Source organism: Treponema primitia ZAS-1 (assembly GCF_000297095.1).
GTDB lineage: Bacteria > Spirochaetota > Spirochaetia > Treponematales > Breznakiellaceae > Termitinema > Termitinema primitia_A.
In genome coordinates this window covers 42,342-49,764 of the sequence record NZ_AEEA01000105.1, presented here as the reverse complement: position 1 = coordinate 49,764, position 7,423 = coordinate 42,342, and the positions used below count along the sequence as shown (strand labels likewise).

Annotated in this window: 7 protein-coding genes; 1 reads left to right on the top strand and 6 read right to left on the bottom strand. The window is 45.7% G+C overall.

Annotated elements, in window-relative coordinates; all coding sequences use genetic code 11:
- Positions 1–250, top strand: a 250-nt coding sequence (locus TPRIMZ1_RS20900; RefSeq protein ID WP_232616843.1) for a hypothetical protein, incomplete at its 5' end; no start/stop codon positions are given.
- 101 nt (positions 251–351) lie between these two features.
- On the opposite strand, the gene TPRIMZ1_RS0114560 is transcribed toward TPRIMZ1_RS20900, so the two are convergent.
- The 6 genes from TPRIMZ1_RS0114560 to TPRIMZ1_RS19185 all read right to left on the bottom strand — a co-directional run bounded on the left by TPRIMZ1_RS0114560 (position 352) and on the right by TPRIMZ1_RS19185 (position 7,277).
- Positions 352–924 carry a hypothetical protein gene (locus TPRIMZ1_RS0114560; RefSeq protein WP_010261643.1) on the bottom strand — a complete coding sequence of 191 codons (573 nt, stop codon included), beginning with the start codon at positions 922–924 and terminating at the stop codon, positions 352–354.
- Between the two features lie 9 nt (positions 925–933).
- Positions 934–1,164, bottom strand: a complete 231-nt coding sequence (locus TPRIMZ1_RS0114555) for a hypothetical protein (protein WP_010261641.1) — start codon at positions 1,162–1,164, stop codon at positions 934–936.
- A 312-nt stretch (positions 1,165–1,476) separates the two neighbouring features.
- Complete coding sequence (locus TPRIMZ1_RS0114550; RefSeq protein ID WP_010261638.1) at positions 1,477–2,178, bottom strand: response regulator transcription factor; 702 nt, start codon at positions 2,176–2,178, stop codon at positions 1,477–1,479.
- Positions 2,179–2,193: 15 nt separating this feature from the next.
- Positions 2,194–3,183 (bottom strand): sensor histidine kinase, encoded by a 990-nt coding sequence (locus TPRIMZ1_RS19190; RefSeq protein WP_198429945.1) that lies wholly within the window; start codon positions 3,181–3,183, stop codon positions 2,194–2,196.
- 46 nt (positions 3,184–3,229) lie between these two features.
- Positions 3,230–6,355, bottom strand: a complete 3,126-nt coding sequence (locus TPRIMZ1_RS0114540) for an efflux RND transporter permease subunit (RefSeq protein WP_010261633.1) — start codon at positions 6,353–6,355, stop codon at positions 3,230–3,232.
- A gap of 10 nt (positions 6,356–6,365) precedes the next feature.
- Complete coding sequence (locus tag TPRIMZ1_RS19185) at positions 6,366–7,277, bottom strand: efflux RND transporter periplasmic adaptor subunit (protein ID WP_010261629.1); 912 nt, start codon at positions 7,275–7,277, stop codon at positions 6,366–6,368.
- Positions 7,278–7,423 lie beyond the last annotated feature (146 nt).

Below are 7,423 nucleotides of genomic sequence, written 5' to 3'. Positions count from 1 at the left end.
AATCATTAAATTCCAAATGGCCCAAGCCTCTTTTGCAATCCTTAAAAATGCCCAAATCACGGTCGGCACCGAGGGGAGATACGACCATAATAGCAACCTTCGCCGCCAACGGCGGCCTTCAAATCAAGGCACAGTCTTAGAATCTAAAAATTGGAACAAAAAAATACCCAGCCCTTTACTCAGGCCGGGTAATGTATACACCGTGAATTACTTTATTCACTCTTATTTTTCTGTATCCCTTTCACTTTAGTCGGATCAACAGAATCGGTTATTCTCGTTGTTTTTAGCGTGATTGTAGGTGGTTTTGGCGGTTTTGGTGGTGCAGGTGGCTTAATTGGTTGACTTGGTTTGCTAGTATTCGACATGGATTATCCCCTTTTCAAGAAATATACTAAAAACAATCACGGCAGTCAAGAAAATATTGAAAATTATCAAATGGATCATAAAAAAATCAGTTAGTTTTAGATATTTAACTATTTTTTTGTTTTCCTTTCTATTAAATTTAAGACATTTTTTTAAGTTCTTATATATAGAATCATATACAAGAATATCATCAGCTTCCTGTAATTTTTCCCAGAACTCCTTTATTTTATAGTGTTCCGTATCTTTTGGCCTAAATGCCCTTTTCAGAAAGAAGACGATAAAAGTCATAAAAAAAATGTAAATTATACTGGTTATAACACTCGCCGCATTTAAGAAACCTAAAACCGTTGGTTTTATAATAAAATCACTGGCAATATAAATTAAGGAAGCAACAAAACCGGCAAAACTAATACCAAGTACCGTATAGTACCCAATAGCCTTATTTTCAATCAAATATTTCCTTTCTATTTCAGTCTTGTATTCATTAAAGACATATTCCAGGAGATATTTTTTTCGTTCGGCTGGTTCTAAAATAGTGCCTGGCACCTTGGAACAGGTCACACCGGTGCCTTACACGGCAACGGCGAACTTTTCCCAAACCAGTTCGCCGATAATTTCAGTTGGTGTTTTATGTGCCGCAATTGCCCAGGTCAAGATGTAGTCCTTTGAAAGGCGGTCAGTCACCACCATACGAAAGCCTTGCTGGGTTGTGACACTGCTTTTGGAGAGATCGGTAGCTGGCAAAGGCTCGGCATGATATTCATACAGGGTTTCTCCTTCTTTGTCGGTAATGTCTTGCATATTCTTAATGTACTATACCTGGTGCGTTATGGCAAGAAAAGATCGGGGTTTTCCTGTTATTTGGCATTAGGCCATCTCTGGCGGCGCATAGAATCCCCAGATCCATCGAGGATCAACTATTCCGCATATCTTACAGAATATTCCCTAGATTCTGTACCCCATAATCGGTCAAATAGCCCCGGATTCTCAAGAATGTATAAACCTCTTACCTTATCATAGCCCCTATGATATACTCGGTAGGAACAGCCCTTACACTGATTCGATGCTTGGTAGCCCTGCATCCGGGCAGTTCGAGAGTTTTATAAAAACAAATTACACACTGAACCGGTAGCCCGTGCCCCATACCGTTTGTATATGCAGAGGATTTATCGGGTTTTTCTCTGTTTTTTCCCGCAGACGTTTAATATGAACCGTAACGGTTTTAATGTCGCCGTACATATCTTCTCCCCAAATCCGGTCATATAACTGCTCTTTGCTGAAAACTTTTTCTGTGTTTGAAACAAGAAAATACAGTAATTCATATTCCTTGTTGGTAAGCGCTACCTCCCTATCAAACGCATATACACGCCGTGTAGCAGGGTTAATTTTTAGATACCCTAAATCAATTTCCGCATCCCCGGAGGAGGCGCCGTCTTTTACGGCTATGTTTTTTAGCCGTTCATATTGGGCAATATGGGCTTTTACCCGCGCCACTAATTCTGTGGGTGAAAAGGGTTTTGAAATATAATCATCTGCGCCAATACCAAACCCGCGTATTTTATCAACATCCTCAATGCGGGCCGTAACCATGAGAATAGGCACATCAGTTTTTGAACGAATGTGGCGGCATATTTCAAAACCGTCTTTACCGGGCAGCATAAGGTCAAGCAGGATAAGATTAAAGCCGCCTTTCAACGCCCGCTCCATACCTTTTGCGCCGTCAGTTTCATGTTCAATTTCAAAGCCGTTCATTTCGAGAAAATCACGCTCAATATCGGCCATTGCCTTATCATCTTCAATAATGAGTATTTTCATGGCTCTATAGTATCCTTAAACTTGAATGATTGGAAGCTGAATGACAATAGAAAGGCCGCCGGTTTCCGGCAATTCCGCATGAATCTTGCCGCCCATGCGCCGTATCGTTTTATCGGCAATAGCAAGCCCTAATCCGCTTCCCTTTTTTTCGTTACTACGCGATGGGTCAGTACGGTAGAATACATCAAACAGTTTATCCAACGCATCAGGCGGAACACCGGGGCCGTCATCGGTTAAGTTAATTTCAACCATATTACCAAGAGAGGAACAGTTGATAACTAACACGGCTTTTTCAGAAGTTTTATATTTTACACTATTTTCTAAAATGTTAATGATAACATTTCGTAACTGCATGTAATCGGCATTGACATATATATCATCGACATTCTGCTCTTGTTTTATTACCAGCCCACGCCGCTCATATTCATCCACAAGTTCACCCAGCATTTCCGGTAGAGTATGCCCCAAATTGACTTTCTGCATATTCATAGGGTATTCACCGATGTCGAGTTTTGAAAATAAAAATAATTGATTGATAATGTGCTCCAGATCATTTGTTTTGTTCTTGATAATAGAAAAATACTTGCTTCTTTTTTCCGGGGTGGATGCCAAACCGGTTTCTATCCCTTCAAGATACGCCTTAATCGACGTGAGCGGTGTCCGCAGATCATGGGAAATACCGGCGATCAATTCCCGGCGGTTGTTTTCGTATTTTTCATGATCCACCATAATTTGTTTGACCAGTTGGCGGGTAAAAAACATATTGCTTGCAAAGAAAATCCCCATGATGAGCGCCACTTGCCCAAAGAACAGGAGATACATAAATGGCATATGTTCAATACCCGGCGGGGGGCCTCTCCCATTATCCGGGAAGGATAGCCCATACGCTTCCAGCACACGAATCACAATAGCACGTACAAAGAATTCAGCAATCAAACACAGCACCACGGGGACTGCAATCATAAGAATATTGGTAACAATCATTCGCTTTTTTATGGTCATCATGTGTTCCTTCTTTTTAAGCATAGCATATTTTGCATTTTGATACATATCATGGTAACTTAACACCCGTTAAGTATTCTATATCTTCCTTTTCACCCTTTCTTTTCCGGTTAATGATCGAATACATCACCGGAATAAAGAATAGGGTAATAAATGTTGCCGATGTTAGTCCGCCGATAACCGCCAAGCCTATGGGTTGGGTCATGGTCGCGGAAGCTCCGGGAAAAAAGGCCATAGGTACAACCCCTAAAATAGTAGTAAGGGCGGTCATGAGCACCGGACGAAGACGGGTCTCCCCGGCTTCAAGGCAGGCGTCCATAACCGGCGCGCCGCGCCGTACCAGAATGTTGGTATAGTCAACCAGAATGATACCGTTATTCACCACAATACCTGCCAGCATCACAAAACCCATAATAGTAAACATGGAAAGTGACTGACCGGTAATAATATGAATGGCGGTAACGCCGATAAGGATCAGGGGAATTGTACAAAAATTGATGATCGGGTCCTTGAAGGATTCATACTGGGCAGCCATAACGCCGAAGACAAGAAGCAGCGCAAGGGTGAGTATCAACAAAAAAGTTTTGAATATTCCCTGGCGCTCTTCCAATTCACCTCCAAATTGGTAACCGAAATCACCCTGATCAAGGAGCTCTTTAATTTTTTTTTGAGTATCCTCTATTTCGTATCCCTCCTGTACCATGCCGGTGATAGTTATAACCCGCGATTGGTCTATGCGGTTTATGCTCACCGGGCCTGTGCCTTTTTCAAGGCTGGCAAAATTGGAAACAGGAACTAGTGCGCCATTCTGTGAACGGACAAAAATCCGTTCAAGATCGGGTATTTTACCGCGGTCCTCATCCTGCAACATAAGGACCACATTATATTCATCACCGGCATACCGGAGCGTGGTGGCGGTAACGCCATTCATGGACGCGGCAATTTCGGAGGCAACAGAAGCGACCGAGAGGCCGAAGTTATAGGCCCGCTGCCGGTCTATAATGACCGAAACCTGGGGCAGCCCTGGGTTAGTGTCAATCGCAAGGCCATTCACTTCATGTATGTTATCGCTGATAATCTTAACGATTTCCTGCGCTTCTTTAAAACCGGCGCGCACGTCTTCCACCTCCAGGACAATTTCAATATCCGCCTCATCATTAAATTCGTCGGTGGAGGCAAAGGTGAAGATCGTGTTGGGAAAATCCTGCCAATGGAGGGTCAATTTCCGCATAACTTCTTTAGCCGAATCGGCATTCAGGTAATCCAGGTCCAGTTTGATGCTCAGTATACCGGTGTTCTTCCCCTGGCTGGTAAAGGACATACCGGAGCTGCTCACCGAAGCGGTAACACTTTTCGCGCCCTTTATTTCTGATCGCGCATACCCATCGAATTGCAGCATCATGGCCAGGGTGTTTTCGTAGCTTGTACCCAGGGGCATTTCAACATTCATGACCACCGAATCCGCGTTCGTATCGGGCCAAAGCGCCAGGTTCATTTTGGCAGCCGCAAGGGCGGAACCGGCAAAGGCGGCGACCACAAGAATTATTGTTACCGCTTTGTGATTCAACGCCGCCTGTAGTACTCTGCGGTATAGTTTTGCAACACCCGCAAGGGCGCCGCCGATTCCACGGTCAAGAAAGGCAAGCGCCGCATTTTTTACCGGCTTCTGTGCAGGTGAGTTCAACGGAAGATAGGTACTTGCCAGCACGGGTATCAAAAAAATCGCCACCAGGAGGCTTGATATCAGCGAAACGATGATGGTAAAAGCCAGGCCTTCCAGCATAATTCCCATGGGACCAAGCTCTTTTCTAAAAAGATATATCGGAAGAAAAACACAGATCGTGGTAAGGGTTGACGCGATAATCGATGACATTACTTCATCGCCCCCCAGCACGGCTGCAATCTTGATCTTCTCTCCCCGTTCACGGAATTTGTATATATTTTCAAGAACCACAATCGAAGAATCGACAATCATGCCAAGCCCCAGAATAAGACCGGTCAGGGTCATCATGTTGAGGGTAATGCCCGCAAGGCTCATGGCCAGCAGGGTAATCAGCACCGATAGGGGAATAGAGAGACCCACAATGATAGTGCCGTTGATGTTCCGTAAAAAAAGCAGTAGTACCACCATGGCAAGAACGATTCCCGCTATGGCGGAACTGACTAATTCGTTTAACATGGCCCGAGTCTGTACCGTATTGTCGTCCATGACTTCAAGGGTGACATCCGGGGGCAGAAAGGGTTTTATTTTTTCCAGCCGTTTCATCACCAGATCGGCAACCGCAACGGAGTTTGAGCCGCTTTGTTTCATGACCGAAACATAGACGCCCTTTTCACCGTTGATATACACACTGGAACTTTCGTCCTCAAAGCTGAAAGCAACTTCGCCAATGTCCATAAGCCTGATGTCCGCGCCGTTTACCTGGGTTACCACCGTTTCGGCAATATCGGAAAGGGAGGCGAATTCCCCCGAGGTTCTGATGGCGTAATCAGTAGCGTTCCCCCCTGCGCCGTCCACAATGGAACCTGCGCCCAGTTCCATGTTTTGCTGGGCCAGGGCGCCGGCAATTTCACTGATGGTGATACCGTAGGCTTCCAGCCGGTTTTGGGACAATGCCGCCCGTACAATAGGGTCCTGCCCGCCCTCAACCGTTGCCTGGGCAACGCCGTTGATCTGTTCAAGCTGATTCTGAAGTATGTCCTTTGCCAGGGCTCGCAGCTCGTTTTGATCATGTTTTTCCCCGTGCAGCGCAATACGAAGCACCGGAGCGGCTGCTGGATCAAAGGCCATTATCACCGGTATTTGTGTATTGCCAGGCAGGCCATTGCGGACAAGATCGATGCTTTCCCGCACACGGTTCATTTTTATATCCACATTGCTGCCAAAGTCAAATTCAAGTATGAGGATACTGAGCTGTTCCTGGGAGACGGTTTTCATTTGCTTTAAGCCGCTGACATTCACCACCGCGGACTCCAAAGTTTTTGTCACCGTTTTTTCCACCGTTTCAGGATCCGCCCCCGGATAGGCGGTGGACACGATGAGATAGGGCAGATTGAAATCGGGATACATGCTAACCGCTAATTTAGGCGTCAGATACAGTGCGACAATTGAGACAAGCGAAAACACAATAAGTGACAGCACCGGACGGCGCACTACATTTTGGGCGATTGACATGACTACTCCCCTATTTCCGTACCAGCACTGCTGCGCCGTTTGAAAGGAACTGCTGTCCCTGAATGACAACCGCATCCCCTGACACAAGTCCGCTTTTGATTTCAGTGTTATAGTCAACGGTAACCCCGGTAACAACTTCCTTTAGTTCGACCTTGCTGTTGTAAAACCCATACACATACTTTGTACCGGACTTCTCAATAATCGATTCGGAGGGAACCGTTACCACATTCGGGTAGGTCCTGGTATTGAGTTTTACATGGGCAAACATACCGGCGTTGATGCGGTTGTCCCCTATTTCAAAACGAAGTACAATCTTTTTTGTACGCGAAGCAGGATCGAGTATCGGCGAAACTTGAGTTATTTTTGCGGTAAAAACTTCGCCCTGAAATGCAGGAAGTGTTACGGTTGCCGTAAGCCCAACGCGCAGCTGGCTCACTTCGCGTTCCGGGATGAGCGCCTCAATCTGCAAATCATCCGCCTGTGCAATACTGGTGATGATACTCCCTGCCTGTACGGTAGAACCTATCGCCAGGGGCACTGCGCAAACAATGCCGGAAATCGGCGCATACACGGAACTTACCATATACCGGGAACCTGCACTTGAGGGGTCAACCTGTGCGATAAGATCGCCCTGCCTGACCCGTGTTCCTAACGCCGCTTTTACCGTAACGAGTTTTCCCGCCGTTTCGGACAAAACCGCCACCTGGCCCTCGCTCACGATATCGCCGTTTACTTCGAGATATGCCTCAAGGGTGCGTGTTTCCACCACCCCTGTCTTTACCGAATACACCGGTATTTCAGCCGATACCGCCTCACCTACGGCCTTCCCGTCCTGTGCGACCAGTGAGGGTATGAACACCAACGCCGCCGCGACAAATATGGTCATCACAACCGCGATAAATTTCTTTGCTTTCTTTGCCATATTGGACCTCCATAAAGTCTTTTGATACGATAAAACTAACGGAGAAAAGTGAACCGGGGATAAACTGGGGGTAAACTATTTATTAAATAAATGTGAACAAATTATTAATAAAAGGGGAAATTTACCCCCCCTTTTGACAAAAACTT

Coding starts and splice junctions, on each gene's coding strand:
- TPRIMZ1_RS0114555 (WP_010261641.1), bottom strand. CDS start 1,164: ATGCAAGACATTACCGACAAAGAAGGAGAAACCCTGTATGAATATCAT.
- TPRIMZ1_RS0114550 (WP_010261638.1), bottom strand. CDS start 2,178: ATGAAAATACTCATTATTGAAGATGATAAGGCAATGGCCGATATTGAG.
- TPRIMZ1_RS19190 (WP_198429945.1), bottom strand. CDS start 3,183: ATGATGACCATAAAAAAGCGAATGATTGTTACCAATATTCTTATGATT.
- TPRIMZ1_RS0114540 (WP_010261633.1), bottom strand. CDS start 6,355: ATGTCAATCGCCCAAAATGTAGTGCGCCGTCCGGTGCTGTCACTTATT.
- TPRIMZ1_RS19185 (WP_010261629.1), bottom strand. CDS start 7,277: ATGGCAAAGAAAGCAAAGAAATTTATCGCGGTTGTGATGACCATATTT.